Origin of the sequence: Archangium lansingense, from assembly GCF_026626635.1 — a bacterium.
In the GTDB taxonomy this organism is placed as follows: Bacteria; Myxococcota; Myxococcia; order Myxococcales; family Myxococcaceae; genus Archangium; species Archangium lansingense.
In genome coordinates this window covers 2,389,363-2,406,458 of record NZ_JAPNKA010000001.1, presented here as the reverse complement: position 1 = coordinate 2,406,458, position 17,096 = coordinate 2,389,363, and the positions used below count along the sequence as shown (strand labels likewise).

9 protein-coding genes are annotated in these 17,096 nt (G+C 69.4%); 7 read left to right on the top strand and 2 right to left on the bottom strand.

What is annotated here, in order from left to right; translation table 11 throughout:
• Window positions 1–211 precede the first annotated feature (211 nt).
• The 6 genes from OV287_RS09575 (at window position 212) to OV287_RS09550 (ending at window position 8,123) form a co-directional block, all read left to right on the top strand.
• Window positions 212–1,870 (top strand): leucine-rich repeat domain-containing protein, encoded by a 1,659-nt coding sequence (locus tag OV287_RS09575; RefSeq protein ID WP_267533695.1) that lies wholly within the window; start codon window positions 212–214, stop codon window positions 1,868–1,870.
• 168 nt (window positions 1,871–2,038) lie between these two features.
• On the top strand, window positions 2,039–2,884 hold the full coding sequence (locus tag OV287_RS09570; RefSeq protein ID WP_267533694.1) for a hypothetical protein: 846 nt from the start codon (window positions 2,039–2,041) through the stop codon (window positions 2,882–2,884).
• Window positions 2,881–5,637, top strand: coding sequence for an Lnb N-terminal periplasmic domain-containing protein (locus OV287_RS09565; RefSeq protein ID WP_267533693.1), 2,757 nt, complete (start codon window positions 2,881–2,883; stop codon window positions 5,635–5,637). Before OV287_RS09570 ends, OV287_RS09565 begins: the two co-directional genes overlap by 4 nt.
• 96 nt (window positions 5,638–5,733) lie before the next feature.
• Window positions 5,734–7,071 (top strand): cytochrome P450, encoded by a 1,338-nt coding sequence (locus tag OV287_RS09560; protein WP_267533692.1) that lies wholly within the window; start codon window positions 5,734–5,736, stop codon window positions 7,069–7,071.
• Window positions 7,068–7,694 carry a TetR/AcrR family transcriptional regulator gene (locus OV287_RS09555; protein ID WP_267533691.1) on the top strand — a complete coding sequence of 209 codons (627 nt, stop codon included), beginning with the start codon at window positions 7,068–7,070 and terminating at the stop codon, window positions 7,692–7,694. The genes OV287_RS09560 and OV287_RS09555 overlap by 4 nt, the downstream gene beginning before the upstream one ends.
• A 162-nt stretch (window positions 7,695–7,856) precedes the next feature.
• The gene (locus OV287_RS09550) at window positions 7,857–8,123 is read left to right on the top strand and encodes an ATP-binding protein (protein WP_308809556.1); all 267 of its coding nucleotides are present in this window, start codon (window positions 7,857–7,859) and stop codon (window positions 8,121–8,123) included.
• 2 nt (window positions 8,124–8,125) lie between these two features.
• On the opposite strand, the gene OV287_RS09545 is transcribed toward OV287_RS09550, so the two are convergent.
• Window positions 8,126–9,703 (bottom strand): DUF4388 domain-containing protein, encoded by a 1,578-nt coding sequence (locus OV287_RS09545; protein ID WP_267533690.1) that lies wholly within the window; start codon window positions 9,701–9,703, stop codon window positions 8,126–8,128.
• Window positions 9,704–9,728: 25 nt separating this feature from the next.
• A complete protein-coding gene (locus OV287_RS09540) occupies window positions 9,729–10,538 on the bottom strand; it encodes a tetratricopeptide repeat protein (RefSeq protein WP_267533689.1) in 810 nt (269 codons plus the stop codon).
• Between the two features lie 372 nt (window positions 10,539–10,910).
• On the opposite strand from OV287_RS09540, the gene OV287_RS09535 reads away from it, so the two are divergent.
• A complete protein-coding gene (locus OV287_RS09535) occupies window positions 10,911–17,021 on the top strand; it encodes an Ig-like domain-containing protein (protein ID WP_267533688.1) in 6,111 nt (2,036 codons plus the stop codon).
• The last annotated feature ends 75 nt before the right edge of the window (window positions 17,022–17,096 follow it).

Below are 17,096 nucleotides of genomic sequence, written 5' to 3'. Positions count from 1 at the left end.
GGACCTCCGATACCCTCACCCCGTCCCTCTCCCGAGGGGAGAGGGGAAGTAGGCTTCGGTCATGGTCCGGGTACTCGTTCTCCTGTTTCTGGCAGCCTGCGCGACTCCTCCGCGTCCGCCTCCTTCTGCGCCCCCCGTCGTCTCCGAGCCTCCTCGTCCTCTTCTCAGGCTGTATGGGCTCTATCCGGACGATGCCCCCATCGACTGTGGCGTGCTGCCAACGAGCACCGTCTCCTGCGAGCTACCGGGCGCGGCCATGTACGCCGTGCCCCTCGCCCCCGTTCGCACCGAAACGGAGGCACTCGCGCTGGCCTCGGTGCTGCGCGAGTACCAGGTCCCGGGCCTCTCCTTCGCAGGGCACGGGATTCCCGAGCCCGCCGTCCTCGCCCGGCTCGTCGAGGGCACCCAGCTCGACACCCTGTATCTCTCCGATTCAGCTTTTGGTGATGCCCACCTCGCCGCCCTCCGCAGCCTGGAGACACTGGAGGTCCTCTACCTCGAGCGCACTCAAGTGACGAGCAAGGGGCTCGTCCACCTGGAAGGGAGGACGCGTCTCCGGGTGCTGATGCTGAATGAAACCGTCGTGTCGCTCCGGGGCCTGGAGCCCCTCGCCAGCCTCACCGGGCTGCAATTCCTCGGTCTCGGAAGCACCGCCGTCGGCCCTCCCGGACTCGAGGTCCTCGCCCACCTGCCCCACCTGGAATGGCTCGACCTCTCCGACACCATGTCCGATGACAGCGTGCTCGCACGGCTGCCCGGCTCGCTCCTGTACACGCTCATCCTCAGTGGGACCCATGTCACCGACGCGGGGCTCGCCGCGCTCCGCCGCATGCCCAAACTCGCGCGGCTCGGGCTGGCCAGGACCGCCATCACCGACGCGGGGCTCGCCCATCTCACCGGACTACATACCCTGGAGGAGCTCCACCTCGGAGGCACCCGGGTGTCGGACGGCGGGCTCGAGCACCTCGCCGGACTGACCTCCCTGCATGTCCTGGTCCTCAGCAAGACTCGCGTCACGGGTCCCGGGCTCCGCTGGCTCTCCGAGCTCCGTAAGCTGGTGATACTCCAGCTCGATGACTCAGCCCTCACTGACGCCGGTCTCCCGCACCTCTCCGCCCTGCAACGGTTGCGCGAGTTGGACTTGTCACGCACCGCCGTCACCAGCACCGGGCTGCGCGTCGTCGGAGGCTTCGAGGCGATGGAGTCCCTCTCCCTCTCCGGACTCGCGCTCGATGACGCCTCCCTGGAGGCACTCGCGCCCCTGCAATCGCTCTCCCGGCTCGACCTCAGTTCGACCTCGGTTGGAGCGGAGGGCCTGCGCCGGCTGGGCCCACGCGAGCGCCTGCGCCACCTCGACCTGAGCCGCACCGGTTTCACCGATGAAGGGCTCGCCACGCTCCAGCAGCTCTTCCCGGGCCTCCGGTCCTTGCACCTCGTGAAGACACAAGTGACGGATGCAGGGCTCCAGCACCTCACCGCACTGACGGAGTTGGAGACACTCTACGTCCGCTCCTCGCCTGTCCAGGGACCGGGGCTCTCAGCGCTCGAACGGCTGCCTCGTCTCACATCCCTGGACCTGGGTGGCACGTGGCTCGATGACGCGAACGCACCACTGCTCGCGAAGTTGGGCCAGCTCACCTGGTTGAGTCTGGCGAACACCCGCATCACAGACGCGAGCCTCTCCCACCTACCCCGCTCACTCCGCACACTGTATTTGACGCGCGACACGGTGACGGACGCAGGAATGACCGCGCTCCTCCAGTTGCAACAGCTGCGCGAGCTCGACCTGCGCGGCACAGGCGTGTCCGCTGAAACGCAGACCATGCTGGAGCGCGAGCACGGCGTGCGTCTCATGCGCCCCTCGCCTTGAGCGCACTGCGTCAATACGCACTGCCCGTGCATGGGCCTGCACACAACCGCCAAACCCTCTTCGCAGGGGTCAGAAGCAGCCCCCGCAACCCCCTGGAAGTCCGAGCCAAAACAGTCGGCATGCCAATGGCTAGACTGTCGATGCTTCAACATCTCCTAAGGGGGCAGCATGAAGGGTCAGCGGACGCGCATCGTCGGGGCAATCGCCTTGCTACTGGTCGCGGGATGCCAGACACCTGGAGCCGTGGGCTCGGGCGCCATGAGCGCCTCGGACTCCAACTCGGGTAACTCGTCGGGCAACTCCAACTCGGGCGATTCGGGCTCGGGCAACTCGTCGGGCAACTCCGACTCGGGCTCGGAGGGCTCGAGCAATAGCGACTCCAGCCAGTCCCAGTCGAGCCAGTCGACCAATAGCGACTCCAGCCAGTCTCAGTCGAGCCAGTCGACCAATAGTGACTCCAGCCAGTCTCAGTCCGAGTCGAGTCAGTCGAGCAAGAGCGACTCCAGCCAGTCTCAGTCGAGTCAGAACGAAGCGAGCCAGTCCCAGTCCGGGGGAAGCTCGGAGAACTCGAAGAGCAGCCAGAACAGCTCCGGCGGCGGGAACGTGCTCACCTTCAGCACCGTGGGCGCAACCGTGGGCGGGCTCGGCCTGGCCTTCTGGATGATTCTCAAGGCCCCGCCTGTCGGCCCTCCGCCTCCCGCGAACGTGGGCGAGGCCGCTCAGGCGTATCTGCGCGCGCGCACCCACCAACTGCGTGAGGACCTGGCGCTGGGAGCCGGCCCCAGCATCGAGGATCTCGCCGCCATGGCGCGCATCCGCCGCGAGAACCTCCGGCTCTTCGGCCGGCTGCTGCGCGAACACCGCGGTGAGCTGCTCTCGCTCGCCGAGGCCTCCACGCTCACTCCCGAGCGCGCCCTCGGTTGGCTCGAGCGGGTGGGACAGCTCGCACGCACCGAGCCGCGGCTGGAGGAGGATCGGCGCGCGTTCCTCGCGGTCTACGGAGTCGTTGAATGAGGACCCTGGTGGCGTTGGTGACCGGGCTCGTGGTGGTGCAGCCAGCCGCCGCACAGACACTGGCAGAGCGCGTCCGCACGCTGGAGACGGAGCATGGACTGGTGCTGCGCGCTCCGGCTTCGGAGGACGCGGCGCTCGTCGCGGAGGTGGAGGCCGGGCTCGCCGCGCTTCCCCCCGCATTGCGCCGTGCTCCCGGCGGCCCGCTGGAGTTGGTGCTGCACCCGGAACCGGCGCCCCTGGGCATGGGCAATGACTCCGAGCGCCGGCCCGACTGGAGCGAGGACCGGCGCAGCTTCCATCTCTACGACTTCGTCCCCTCGCAGGAGCGCCGGGCCACGCTGCGCACGGCCCGCCTCACCGACGCGGAGCTGGAGCAGTTGTGGCGTCGTCGCGCGGTAGTGCACGCGGTGATGCAGCGCTGGGACGATGCGCGCAGATGGAGCCGCAACCCGCTCTGGCGCCGGCTGTCCGGCTGGCTCGTCCCCTTTGAGCGGCCGCTGACGCTCCGAGAGGAGTCCCTCCTCTCCTATGAAGGTGCCTTCAGCCGAGCGCGTGGACAGAAGAGCGCATCCCTGGACCTGGTCACCTTCGCCGAAGAGCTGTTCGTCCCAGTGGAGTCCCTCCGTGAGGGGGCCCTGCCCGTGAATGAGCGGGTACGGTGCCAGGAGTTCTCCAAGACTCGGGCCCTCGGGGAGCTGCTGGCCACGGACGGGCTCGGGACGCTGCCGCCTCGCGCGCCGTGCCCCGCCTTCGACACCTGGGCTGATACCGAAAAGCTGTCGCACTTCGAGCTGCTCATGGCGGCCTCCACGGGCCGGCAGCCCGAGTCTCTCTTCGGCCACCTGTTGATGAGGCCGGTATGGCACGAGGGTGCAGCGCCCCGAGGACCGAGCTTCGAGGCCGTGGTGCAGCCCGTGGCCCTGACGGGGATGGAGACGGGAGGCCCTCGCTACATCGTGAGAGGGCTGTCCGGTGGTTTCTCGCTGGGCTTCCTCACCTCGACGTTGGGGGACCTGACGCACGAGACGCTGGAGCTGGAGCAGCGCACCGTCCGCCGATTCCGCCTGCACCTCACCCCGAGTGAGCAGGTGCGGCTGCTGGAGCGTGTCTGGGAGATGGAGCGGCGCGGCTACATGCCCTACTACTTCCTGACGGACAACTGCGCGAACGCGCTCCTCTTCCTCATCAATGGCGCGCTGGAGGAGGGCCGGAAGGTGCGCTCGCCCGGCTCCCTCTGGGTGATGCCCGGTGCGGTGCTGGACGCGTTCACCCGGGTGGAGGTGACGAGGCCGGACGGTGCGCGCCAGCCCCTGCTGGAGCACATCCCGGACAACTTCGAGTCCACGGGCGAGCGGGCCCTGCGTGCCCATGAGTCCCGCGAAGAGGCGCTCGAGGCGCTGTCCACGCGGGTGGAGTCCGAGGTGCGCAGGAAGCTGCGCCTGCTGCACCGGCGGCTGCAATCCCCCGAGCCGGAGAAGCGCCGTGAGGCCTGGTCCCGGGTACCCGCGCTGGTCGAGGCCGTACTCGCCTCCGCGCCGGAGCCGGAGCGCGAGTCCGTGCGCACGCTGCTGCATGCGTACCTCGCCTGGTCGGTGCGGGTGGAGCGCTCGGAGGTGGACCGGGCCGAGGATGAGCAACTGAAGGTAGAGCGGGCCCGACTGGTGAAGATCCACACGACCGTGGCTACGCCCCAGGAGGATGTGAAGGAGCGCCAGCTCCTCTTCGAGCGGGAGGACGTGCTGCAGCGCAAGCTCGCGACGCTCGACCGCATTGCCCTGCTGAAGGAAGCGCTGGCCACCGCGGAGCGGCGTGAGCCCACCGAGGAAGAGGCGCGAATCCTCGCGCGGGCTCAGGCCATCGAGACCACCTTCATCACCGCCACCGAGGTGCAGGGCGAGCTCCATTCGGGGCTCCTCTCCGAGGTGGACCCACTCGCCTTCCTGGAGAAGGACCGTACGCGCAAGCTGCAAGCGGAACAGGCGCTGGCCTCGCGCTCCCTGTGGACCTCGGGCGCGGCGAGGACAGCGGTGACGGTGGGCATGGACCTGGGGCCCTCGGGGCAGGTGCGGCCGGTGGTGGGGCTGCGGACGGCGGGCCTGAGCCAGGCCCTGGGCGAGTCGTACCTGCACGGCTACCGGCCCAGCAGCGAGCTGCGCGCGCTCGACGGCGAGATACGTGTGGAGCCGAGGCGAGGGATGCCGCGCATCTTGGACTCGCGGCTCACCCTCCTGGGCTACCGCACCCTGCTGCGCGAGCCACCCTGGCACCGGAGCACGCTGTTCGACGAGCTGGGCTGGGGCATGGAGACCTGGCTCGAATCGAGGGAGGCGGGACGGAGTCTGCCGCACCGGGCCACCGCACAAGCCGAGGCGCTCCTGGTGGTGGACGAGGGCCCTCACTTCGAGCACTACGCCGCACTGGGACTGGGCGCTCGGGCCGCGCTGCGCTGGGGAGGCGCCGAGGTCGCTCCCGCCGTGGGCCCCCGCCTCTCCTTCTCACAGCGCGTGGGGCTGCCCGGCTCACTGGCCAATGCGGTGCGATTGGAGGCCGCCTGGGCTCCCACGTACACCCTGCACCGGGGCCTGCAGCACGAAGCCGAGGCCTCGCTCCGGATGGACCTGCTCGTCGGCCAGTGGGGACACCGGGGCGTCCGACTCTCGCCCCGCGCCCAGGTGCGCTGGGAGGGACGGTTCGACGGGATGCCCTCGGGCCAGCTCGAGCCCCGCCTGGACCTCGCCGTCGAGGTGATGTGACCCGAAGCGCCTCCCTTCCCGGGAAAGGGTTGCCGGAAACTCGGGAAACTTTTATAGTTTCCTGAGTTTCCAGCGCCGTTCCCAGGAGGACGAGCCATGACCACCCCTCAGCTGCCGTCCGGGCCCCGGATCACCCCGGTGCAGACGTTCCGCTTCATCCGGGACGCCACCCGCTTCTTCGTCGACTGCCGCGAGCGCTATGGAGATCCATTCACCGCGCCGCTGCCGGTGGGCAACGTGGTCGTCACGGGGGACCCAGAGGGCCTGCGCGACATCTTCAGCGCGGACCCCGCCGTCTTCGAGCCGCTGGGCCAGCTGCCCCTGGCGCCCGCGGTGGGAGACAACTCGCTGCTGCTCATGGGCGGGCAGCGACACAAGCGCGAGCGCAAGCTGCTCATGCCGCCCTTCCACGGCGAGCGCATGCGCACCTACGGACAGCTCATGCAGCAGCTGGCCCTGCGCTCGGTGGAGCAGCTGCGCCCGGGAGGTCCCTTCCGCGCCCAGGACGTCACCCAGTCCATCTCTCTCGAGGTCATCATCCGCGCTGTCTTCGGCATCGAGGAGCCGGAGCGCGTGCGGCGCTACCGCGAGGTGCTGGTGGGCTACATGGAGTCCTATACGCCACTGCTGATGATGGCGGTGCCGCTGCGCCGCTCCTTCGGGGGCATGGGCCCCTGGGCTCGCTTCCAGCGCTACGTGGCGGAGCTGGACCAACTGCTGACGGAGGAGCTCGCCACCCGGCGCGGGCACGAGGCGGGCCACACCGACATCCTCAGCCTGCTGCTCGCCGCACGGGACGAGGACGGCCAGCCCATGTCCGATGCGGAGCTGAAGGACGAGCTGCGCACCCTGCTCATCGCCGGCCACGAGACGACGGCCATCGGCATGGCCTGGGCGCTCTACCACCTGCACCGCGCCCCCGAGACGAAGCAGCGGCTGCTGGAGGAGCTGGCCCCGCTGGGCCCGGTGCCCGAACCAGAGGCGCTCGCGAAGCTGCCCTACCTCACCGCGGTGTGTGACGAGTCGCTGCGCCTCCACCCCATCGTGCCGGTGGTGGGCCGCCGCACCGTGGCGCCCTTCACCCTGCGCGGGCGCGAGCTGGCGCCCGGCACCGCCCTCATGGCCGCCATCGCCCTGGCGCACGTGAACCCGGCCATCTACCCCGAGCCCGAGCGCTTCCGTCCCGAGCGCTTCCTGGAGCGCAAGTACTCGCCCTTCGAGTACCTGCCCTTCGGCGGCGGGGCGCGGCGCTGCATCGGGGCGGCCTTCGCGCAGTACGAGATGCGCATCGTCCTGGGCTCGCTGCTGGCCGCGCACCGCTTCTCGCTCGCGAACGACAAGCTGGAGCGCCCGGTACGCCGCAACGTCACCATCGGCCCCGGAAACGGCGTGGAGATGGTGTATGAGGGACCGCGACAGGGAGCCCTCGCGTGACGGAAGCAGACGATGCGCGCAAGCGCATCCTGGAGAAGGCCGAGCAGTTCTTCCTCACCCACGGCTACTCGCGCGTGACGATGGATGACCTCGCCACCGAGCTGCGGATGAGCAAGAAGACGCTCTATCGGCACTTCTCCAGCAAGGAGGAGTTGGGCGAGGCAACCATCTTGGCCAGCTTCGCCCGCATCGGCGAGGAGCTGCGGGCCATCCTCGAGGACGAGCGGCTGGACTTCGGCGAGCGGCTGGAGGGCTTCGTGCGCACGCTGGCGGGCCGCTACGCCCGCTCGGCCACGGTACTGAGGGACTTTCAGCGAGACGCCCCCACGCTCTGGCAGAAGCTGCTGGAGCTGCGGCGCGAGGCGGTGCAGGCCCGCTTCGGCGCGTTCCTCGCCGCGGGGGTGAAGGCCGGTGCGCTGCGCGCGGATGTGGAGCCCCGGCTCGTCGTCCGCATGATGCTCACGCTGGTGGACCAGCTCCTGCGGCCAGATGTGCTGGCCGAGCTGGAGATGACGGCGGAGCAGGCCTACCCCCGCATGTTGGGAGTGATTCTCGACGGCATCCGCACGAAGCAAGAGCGCCACACTCCCCCGGCGCGGAAGCCGCGCGGCACACGGACGTAGCGGCGGACCGCCTCCAGGCCCGTCTCCAGGCGAGTGAGCACCCCGTCCCCCCTTGACCAAAGTGCCCCAGAAAAGCGGGGCATAGCCTTCGGGTGGGGACAGGATGGAACCTTCCAAAACAGCCCATCGGACCTCACTGCGGTTGGAGGCGAGGGCGGGTGGGTGCGCATCGCGGTGAGGGACCACGGCATCGGCATCGCCCCCGAGGCCCTGGAGCGCATCTTCGAGCGCTTCGAGCGGGCGGTGTCATCCCGCAGGTATGGAGGACTGGGCCTGGGGCTGTTCCTCACCCGGCAGCTCGCCGAGTCCCACGGCGGGACGATTCACGTGCAGAGCCGCCCCGGGCAGGGGTCTACCTTCGAGCTGCGGCTCCCGGTGGGACAACAGCCCGTGGCCGGGGAGGTGGCGGAGCACCTGTCCCCGGTGTGAGCTCAGCGCTTCACACGCTTCATCGTGTCCTGGATGAGGTCCACGTACTGCCGGTTCTTCGGGTTGAGCTTGAAGGCCTTGCGGTAGGCGTCTTCGGCCTGCGCCCACTGGCCCTCGCCGCGCGACACCTCGCCCGTGAAGAACCACGCCTCCTCACAACCGGGCTCCTGCTTCACCACCTCCAGCAGCTCTTGCAGCGCCAGCTTCCCGTGTGACTCCGGCTTCATCAGGTAGCGCGCCCAGGCCCGGTACGCCCGATACAGCGGCTTGGGGTCGATGTCGCACGCGTACTCGAAGTACTCGAAGGCGCCCGCGTAGTTCTCCGCCTTCAGCCGCTTGCGCGCCTCTTCGTACTGCGTGCTCGCGTCCAGCAGGTCCGTCCGGATGCGGAACTGCTCCTCCGTCGACGGCCTCCCCGTCCCCACCTTCTTCTCCCTCGCCGCCGCCCTCCGCTTGCGCCACAGCGCCGCCTGCTCCACCTCCGACAGCGCCCCGTACGCCCTCGCGTACCCCACCAGCAGCCCCTCCGCCTTCTCCTTCAGGTCCGCCGTCTGGAACCGCAGCGGCGAGAACTTGTCCGTCAGCGCCAGGAACGCCTTGCGCAGCGCCACCGGCTGCACGTTCTCCGGCACCCCCAGCAGATCGAACGGATCCTGGCTCCGGTGCGACAGGAAGGCGCTGAGCAGCGCGTTCTTCACCGCCTCGTCCTCGTCCGAGAACGCCAGCCCCGTGGCCGCCGGCACCAGGGCCGAGGGGTCCACCGTCTCGAGCGTCCCCGGCATTGGCGTCAGCGCAGGGCCCGGCATGGGGGCAGGCATTGCGGCCACCGCCGAGGGCGTCGGCTGCGGCCGCTTGTCCACCTCCTCCGCGAAGTCCACCAGCCCCAGCAGGCAGAAGGCATAGAGCCGCCGCAGTGCCGAGTCGGTGTCCAACCCCGAGCGCTGCTGCAGCTCCGGGAAGGTGGGCCGGAAGCGCAGCGCCTGGAACAGCCGTGCGTCCTTCGCGGACAGCCTCGGCCCCTCCACACCCGGCACCTGCGCGAAGCGCCGGTCATCCGTGAAGACGAAGTGCGTGGTCACCTCGTCGAAGGGCATCATCGTGGCGATGCCCGTGAGGATGAGCTGCGCCGTGTTCATCCGCACGCTGGTGTCCGGCGGCTCGATGTCGGCGATGAGGCGGAAGCGCGCGTCCGTCCACCGGAAGCAGTCCAGCAGCTTCATCGCCATGTTCGCCTGCATCTGCTTGTACAGGTCGAACGGGCTGATGAGCCCCTTCTGCACCAGCAGCCCCCCGATGGGGACCTCCGTCTGCACGCTCTCCGCGAGCGCCTTCTGGTAGTCCGCCTCCGAGAGCTTCCCCTTCTCCACCAGGAACTTGCCCAGCGTCTCGTGCAGCAGGTTGCTGGAGCACGCCACCGGCGCGCCGTCCTCGAAGGTGATGCGCTTCTCGCGCTGGCGCACCTTCAGCTCCAGCGTGCACGTGCGCTCCTCGATGGCCAGCGCGTGCAGCAGGAGGGCAAATGGAGTCTCGGCGAGCGCCCCCTCGCGCTGCCTCAGGACCTGGGCGGGGGTGGAAAACATGGGGCCCGCACCTTAGCAGGCCCCATCACTCGCTGTCGGCGGCCATGCCCGGGTCGTCACCGTAGTAGCCGTAGCCGTCCGGCGAGGGCTCGGGAGCGGTCACCCGGCTGAGGAGGGAGATGCCGAGCGCCAGGCCCACCACCAGCATGGCCCCATAGGCCAGCGGCCGGCTGGGGCGGGCACGCCAGGCCCAGAGCCGCTCGCGCCGACGCTGGAAGCCGGGGGCGACCACGTACTCCTTCCAGGCCTCCTCGCGCATCAGCGCCGCGTCCGCGTCCCGGCCGCTCCCGTCCAACGCCCGAGCCAGCAGCACCCGCCCCTCCACCGTCCCCTGCCGAGTCCCACGCAGGCGCTCCAGCGCCTCGATGGCCCCCTTCACGTCCCCGCGCGCCAGCCGGAAGCGCCCGCGCTCCAGGTCCACCGCCCCCATCTGGTAGCCCGGCTCCAACTTCGCGGCCTCGTCCAGCAGCAGCTCGCCCCGGGCCGCGTCCCCCGCCCCCAGGTAGGCCACCCCGAGCAGGAACAGCGTCCCCACATCGTCGTCCCCCGCCTCCAGGTTGGGCTTGAGCACCTCCACCGCCGCCGCGTACCGCTTGCGCTGCACCCACAGGTCCGCCAGCTCGTAGCGCGCCCGCCGGTCATGGGGATTGGCCTGCAGCAGCCGCTGCAGCTTCGAGGCGCGCTGCCACCGCCCCACCGCCCTGAATGGGCTGGGAAGGATGCCCACCGTGTAGCGGTCCGCCACCAACACCACTGCCAACACCACCAACGCCGCCATCACCGGGCTGCCCGTCAGCGAGGAAAGGATGATCCAAAGGAGCCAGCTCGCACTCATGGGCGCCGCTCATATCAGGTGGGAGCACGGTGCCGCATGCTGCACCCCGAGTGTGGCGTAGCGTTTCGCCACAGGGGCGTTCCGCCACACCGCCCCGCCCATCCCTTCGCGCGAGAAACGGTTACGCGAGTTCCCTGGAATCCCAACCATCGGCCCGGGAGAGACCGGGCAGGCGGGGCCCGAAATTCGCGGCCGGGAATTGAACTGACATAAGCTGAACACCTGGACGACCGATGGCTCCGACTTTGCACAGGGGGCGCCCTGGTCATCCACCACCCATTCGTCACCCCCGTGGCCTCTATGAGAAATCACCTACCGCCATCCCCGGCCGCGAGCCGGAGCCTTGCGCCACTGAAGTGCGCATCGGCGCTGATGCTCGCACTCGCGGTGCTGCTGACGGCCGGCAGCGCCCGGGCCCAGACGCCCACCAACAACGCGGACCCCAAGCTGCGCTACACGGGCGACCTGTACGGCAACTTCGCGCTCATCGGTAACACGCTCGGACAGGACTGCCGCTCCACGACGCCGCCACCGCTCACCGGCCGGATGCCGCCCGTCGAGACGACGGTGCCCGGAGAGACCGCGTGCTACCAGAAGGACACGTCCCCGGACTTCTTCTGGACGCTGAACGACTGGACGCTCGAGAACACCGGGGCCGCCACCCGCCCCTTCACCCCGCCCAGCGGCTCGCCGACCACCATCAACCCCCTGCACGCCCGCAGCCAGGCGGTGCTCACCCTGCCCACCGGCGCCAGAGTGGTGTACGCGCGCCTGTACTGGGCAGCCACCCGCTTCAACAACGCCGCGGGTGACAAGGTCGCCGCTCCGGACCTCACCGCCACCCTGTCGCGCTCGGGCGTGGCCGGCTTCGAGAAGTTCCTCACCGCCGACGACTACGCCTTCCAGACCGAGGCGAACGCGGAGTACCAGTACCAGTCCACGGCGGACATCACGGACCTCGTCAAGGCCTATGGCCCGGGCGTCTACCAGGTCAGTGATGTGCAGGCCATTCCCTTCGAGGCCACGTCGGGCGAGTACCTCTTCGACGCGTGGTGGATGGTGGTCTTCTACGAGGAGCAGACCACGATCAAGCGGCACCTGAAGCTCTTCGACAGCATGCGGGTGGTCGCGGGCACTCCCGGCACCACCATCACCCTGAACGGCTTCCACGTGCCGACCTATGCCCAGGACGCCAAGCTGGGCGTCATCGCCTTCGAGGGTGATGACCCGGCGCCGGACATCAACGACACGTTCGAGTTCAACGGTCAGCTGCTCAGCAACGACCTCAACCCGGCCAACAACTTCTTCAACAGCACGCGCTCGTGGACCACCAAGAACACCGGGGTGCGCACGGACACGCCGCTGGCCGGAGTGCCCGCCGGCCCGGACAACGTGCTCGACACCCTCCCGGTGAGCCACCGGTATGACCGGCCCCAGCTCACCGGCACCGCCGGCAGCATGTCCGGTATGGACCTGGACGTGGTGGACGTCACGGTGGCCTCGGGCACCAAGTCCGCCACGGTGAAGGTCAACACCAGCGGCGACAAGTTCTGGCTGGGCGGCTTCATCACCTCCATCACCACCCAGGCCCCGGACTTCACCAACACCATCAAGTCGGTCCGCAACACCTCCCGCACCGACGGAACGGTCCGGGCGGGCGACATCCTCGAGTACACCATCGTCACCCGTAACGTGGGCGATGACCACTCGCGGGACACGGTCCTCACGGACCCGCTGCCCTCCCAGCTCGAGTACGTCGCCAACTCCCTGCGGCTGGTCACGGTGGCGGCCAGTGACACCACAACTCCTGTCGGTCCGCTCACCGACGCCCAGGGCGATGACGTCGGCTTCTACGACGCCGCCACCCACTCCCTCACCGTCTACCTGGGCACGGGCGCCACGCCCACCCAGGGCGGCATCATCCGGGGCATCGTGGCCACGGGCGATGTGGGCGAGAGCACCAGCATCTCCTTCCAGATGAAGGTCAAGCCCACCACCTTGGGCCTGGTGGAGAACCAGGCCTTCATCACCGCGGGCGGCCTGCTGGGCATTGATCCGGTGACGACGCCCTCGCACAGCCCGGCTGGCAGCGGCCCCACGCGCATTGAGGTCGCCGACGTCCCGAGGCCCACCATCACCGCTCCGGCCAACGGCTCCATCACCAACGACAACACGCCCACGTACACCGGTACGGCCATGCCGGGCACCACGGTCACCGTGACGGGCCCGGGCGGCGCGGTACAGTGCACCGCCACCACCGCGGCCAACGGCACCTGGTCCTGCACAGGCACCACGCCGCTGCCCGATGCGACCCATACCGTCACCGCGATTGCCACGGACAGCGGAGGCAAGCCGAGCCAGCCGGTGACCACCACCTTCACGGTGGACACGACGGCGCCCAACCCGCCCGTCATCACCTCGCCCACCCCCAACCAGGTCCTCACCATCCAGCGGCCCGTGTTCACCGGTACCGCCGAGCCCAACGTCACGGTCATCGTGAGCGTGGATGGCGTGGTGATCGGCCGGGTGGTGGCGGACAGCTCGGGCAACTGGACGTTCCCGGCTCCGACTCCGCTCGCGGACGGTCCGCACACCGTGAGCGCCACGGCGAAGGACGCGGCCGGCAACACCAGCTCCGCGACCGACGTCCCGTTCACCATCGACGCGAAGCCGCCCGATACGCGCATCACCGCCCAGCCGCCGCTCCAGACGCTGAGCACCACGGCCAATTTCAGCTTCGACGCCTTCGGCGCCTCCGTCTTCGGCTACGACTGCAGCCTCGACGGCCGGACGTTCGTGTCGTGCACGGATCCGAAGAACTACACGGCGCTGCCCGACGGCCGTCACACCTTCGCCGTGCGCGCCAGGACGTGGGGCGGCGTCGTGGACCCCACCCCGGCCACCTACACCTGGTTCATCGGCGTCGACAGCGACAATGACGGCATCGCCGACAGCATCGAGACGGCCACCGGCACGGATCCGAACGATGACGACACGGACGACGACGGCATCACGGATGGCAACGAAGACACCAACCTCGACGGCTACGTGGACCCGGGCGAGACCGACCCGCGCAACCGGGACACGGATGGTGACGGCATCCAGGACGGCACCGAGCTGGGCCTGACCGCGCCCCAGGGCTCGGACACCAACACCGCCATCTTCCGGCCGGACGCGGACCCCACCAAGACGACGGACCCGCTCGACGCGGACACCGACAACGGCGGCGTGCCCGATGGGAAGGAGGACGTCAACCACAACGGCCGCCTCGACACGGCCGAGACGGATCCACTCGACCCCGCGGACGACGCGCAGGCGGCGCTCGACACCGATGGTGACGGCATCACCGACCTCATCGAGAACGCCACCGGCACGGATCCGAACGATGCCGACTCCGACGACGACGGCATCCAGGACGGTACCGAGGACGCGGACCACGACGGTGTCGTGGACGCGGGCGAGACCAACCCGCGCGATGCCGACACGGACGATGACGGCCTCCAGGACGGCACCGAGAAGGGCCTCTCCTCTCCCGAGGGCCTGGGCACCGACCTGGGCGTCTTCATCCCGGATGCGGACCCCCTGACCCACACGGACCCGCTCGACGCGGACACCGACAACGGCAGCGTGTCCGACGGAACCGAGGACGCGAACCACAACGGCCGCGTCGACACGGGCGAGAGGAACCCCCTCAACCCCGCGGACGACGTTCCCACCGGCACCGACACGGACGGCGACGGCATCCCCGACGACGTCGAGACGTCCACCGGCACCAACCCGAACCACCCCGACACGGACGGCGACGGCATCCCGGATGGTGTCGAGGACAAGGACCACGACGGCGTCGTGGATCCGGGCGAGACCGACCCGCGCAATCCCGACACGGACAGCGACGGCCTGCCGGATGGCATCGAGGACAAGGACCATGACGGCGTCGTGGACCCGGGCGAGACGGATCCGCTCAATCCCGACACCGATGGTGGCGGCATACCCGATGGCCAGGAGGACAAGGACCACGACGGCGTCGTGGATCCGGGCGAGACCGACCCGCTCGACCCCGCGGACGACAAGGACACGGACGGTGACGGTATCCCCGATGTGCGCGAGGTGGAGCTCGGCCTCGATCCGAACGACGCGGACACCGACGATGACGGCGTCATCGACGGCACGGACGGCATCACCGACACGGATGGGGACGGCATCATCGACGCGCTCGACCCGGACAGCGACAACGACGGCATCAAGGACGGCACCGAGCTGGGTGTGACGCGGGACAACGCTCCCACGGGCACCAACACCAACTCGCCCAACTTCGTGCCGGATGCGGACCCGACCACCACCACGGATCCGAAGAAGGCCGACACCGACGAGGACGGCCTGTCCGACGGCATCGAGGACAAGGACCACAATGGCCGCCGCGACTCGAGCGAGACCGACCCGAAGAAGGCGGACACCGACGAGGACGGCCTCACCGATGGCTCCGAGGACAAGGACCACGATGGCAACTGGGACTCGGGCGAGACCGACCCGCTCGACGCCGACACCGACAAGGGTGGCGTCTCCGACGGTGACGAGGTGAAGAACAACCGCAACCCGCTGGACGACACGGACGACTTCATCATCGCCGGCCGTGGCTGCAGCACCTCGGGTAGCGGCTCTCCGCTGGTGTGGCTGGCGGCGATGGTGCTGCTCGCCATGCCCCTGCTGCGGCGCGGTGCGCGCCGTGGCGGCACGATGGCCGGTGGTCTGCTGGGTCTCCTGGGTGTGCTGTCCGCTCCGGCGGCGGACGCCCAGGCTCCCACGCCGTCCCCGCTGTCCCAGTCCATCGACGTGCAGCGCTACAAGCCCGGCCCGGGCGCCACCGACATCCTCGGCGTCCACGGCGCCAAGGTGGACGGACACCTGGGCTGGCACCTGGCGGCCTCGCTCAACTACGCGAGCAACCCGCTGGGCTTCCTCGACCCGCGTCAGGACGACTTCATCTACTCCATCGTCGCCAACCAGGTGACGGTGGACCTGATGGGCTCCATCTCGCTGTGGAACCGGTTCGAGCTGGGTGTGGCCCTGCCCATCACGTACCAGTCCTCCGAGAGCGGCGCCCCCGTCATGCCGGCCTTCCAGAACGGCGTGAGCGGCGCGGGCCTGGGTGACCTGCGGCTGGTGCCCAAGGCCCACCTGCTGAACGCGGGCGGGTTCGACCTGGCTGTGGCCGTGCCCGTCCTGCTGCCCAGCGCGGGCGGCACGGGCTTCCGCGGCGGCTCGGGCGTGAGCGCTCGGCCGCAGCTGGTGGGCGAGTGGGGCAATGGCGAGGGACTGCGGGTGGTGGCCAACGTCGGCGCCAACCTCCAGCCCGAGCAGCAGGTGCGCAACCTGCGCACGGGCACCGAGCTGATGTACGCGGTAGGTGCCCAGGTGCCCCTGACCGAGAAGCTCGCGCTGCGCGCCAACCTGGCGGGCGCCTTCGGGTTCAACGATCCGGACATGGAGGGGCGTCCGCTGGAGCTCCTCGCGGCGGTGCAGTACCGCTTCAGCCCCGGGCTGGCGGCCCACGTGGGCGGTGGCCCGGGCATCACCCGCGGCTACGGCACCCCGGGCTTCCGCCTCTTCGCCGGCGTTGACTGGACGCAGCCCGGCGAGCGCACCCCGGCCCAGCCGGCCACGCCTCCCGCGCCCGTGGACACGGACAAGGATGGGGTGACGGACGACAAGGACCAGTGCGCCCAGGGCCCCGAGGACCTCGACGGCTTCCAGGACGAGGACGGCTGCGCGGATCCGGACAATGACGGGGACGGCATCGTGGACGAGAAGGACCAGTGCCGCGACCAGCCCGAGACGGTCAACGGCTTCCAGGACGAGGACGGCTGCCCGGACAAGGCGCCCGTGGACTCGGACAATGACGGCCTGATGGACGATCAGGACAAGTGCCCGACCCAGCCCGAGGACAAGGACGGCTTCCAGGACGAGGACGGCTGCCCGGATCCGGACAACGACAAGGACGGCGTGCCGGACTGGGAGGACCAGTGCCCGATGCAGCCCGAGGTCATCAACGGCGTGAAGGACGAGGACGGCTGCCCCGACGAGGGCAAGTCCAAGGTGCGCCTGGAGGCCAAGCGCATCGTCATCCTGGACAAGGTCTACTTCGCCACCAACAAGGACGTCATCCTGCCCAAGTCGTTCGATCTGCTGAAGCAGGTGGGCTCGGTGCTGCGCGCCAACCCGCAGATCGAGCTGCTGCGCGTGGAGGGTCACACGGACAACCAGGGCAAGCCGGCGGCCAACCAGAACCTGTCGGAGCGTCGCGCGGCCAACGTGCGCACCTTCCTCATCAAGGAGGGCATTGCCGCGGAGCGCCTGGAGTCGGTGGGCTACGGGCAGACGAAGCCCGTGGACACGAACAAGACGGCGGCGGGCCGTGAGAACAACCGCCGCGTCGAGTTCAACATCCTGAAGGTCGCTGGCGAGGACGCCGAGCAGCCGAAGTAACGAAGCACCCGGCCCCGGCCGGACATAGGCGGCGCGAGCAGGCGAACAACCTGCTCGCGCCGTTTTCGTTTCAAG

Bases quoted from the DNA above. Each gene is read 5' to 3' on its own strand.
- OV287_RS09570 (WP_267533694.1), top strand. From the start codon at position 2,039: ATGAAGGGTCAGCGGACGCGCATCGTCGGGGCAATCGCCTTGCTACTG.
- OV287_RS09565 (WP_267533693.1), top strand. From the start codon at position 2,881: ATGAGGACCCTGGTGGCGTTGGTGACCGGGCTCGTGGTGGTGCAGCCA.
- OV287_RS09560 (WP_267533692.1), top strand. From the start codon at position 5,734: ATGACCACCCCTCAGCTGCCGTCCGGGCCCCGGATCACCCCGGTGCAG.
- OV287_RS09545 (WP_267533690.1), bottom strand. From the start codon at position 9,703: ATGTTTTCCACCCCCGCCCAGGTCCTGAGGCAGCGCGAGGGGGCGCTC.
- OV287_RS09540 (WP_267533689.1), bottom strand. From the start codon at position 10,538: ATGAGTGCGAGCTGGCTCCTTTGGATCATCCTTTCCTCGCTGACGGGC.
- OV287_RS09535 (WP_267533688.1), top strand. From the start codon at position 10,911: ATGCTCGCACTCGCGGTGCTGCTGACGGCCGGCAGCGCCCGGGCCCAG.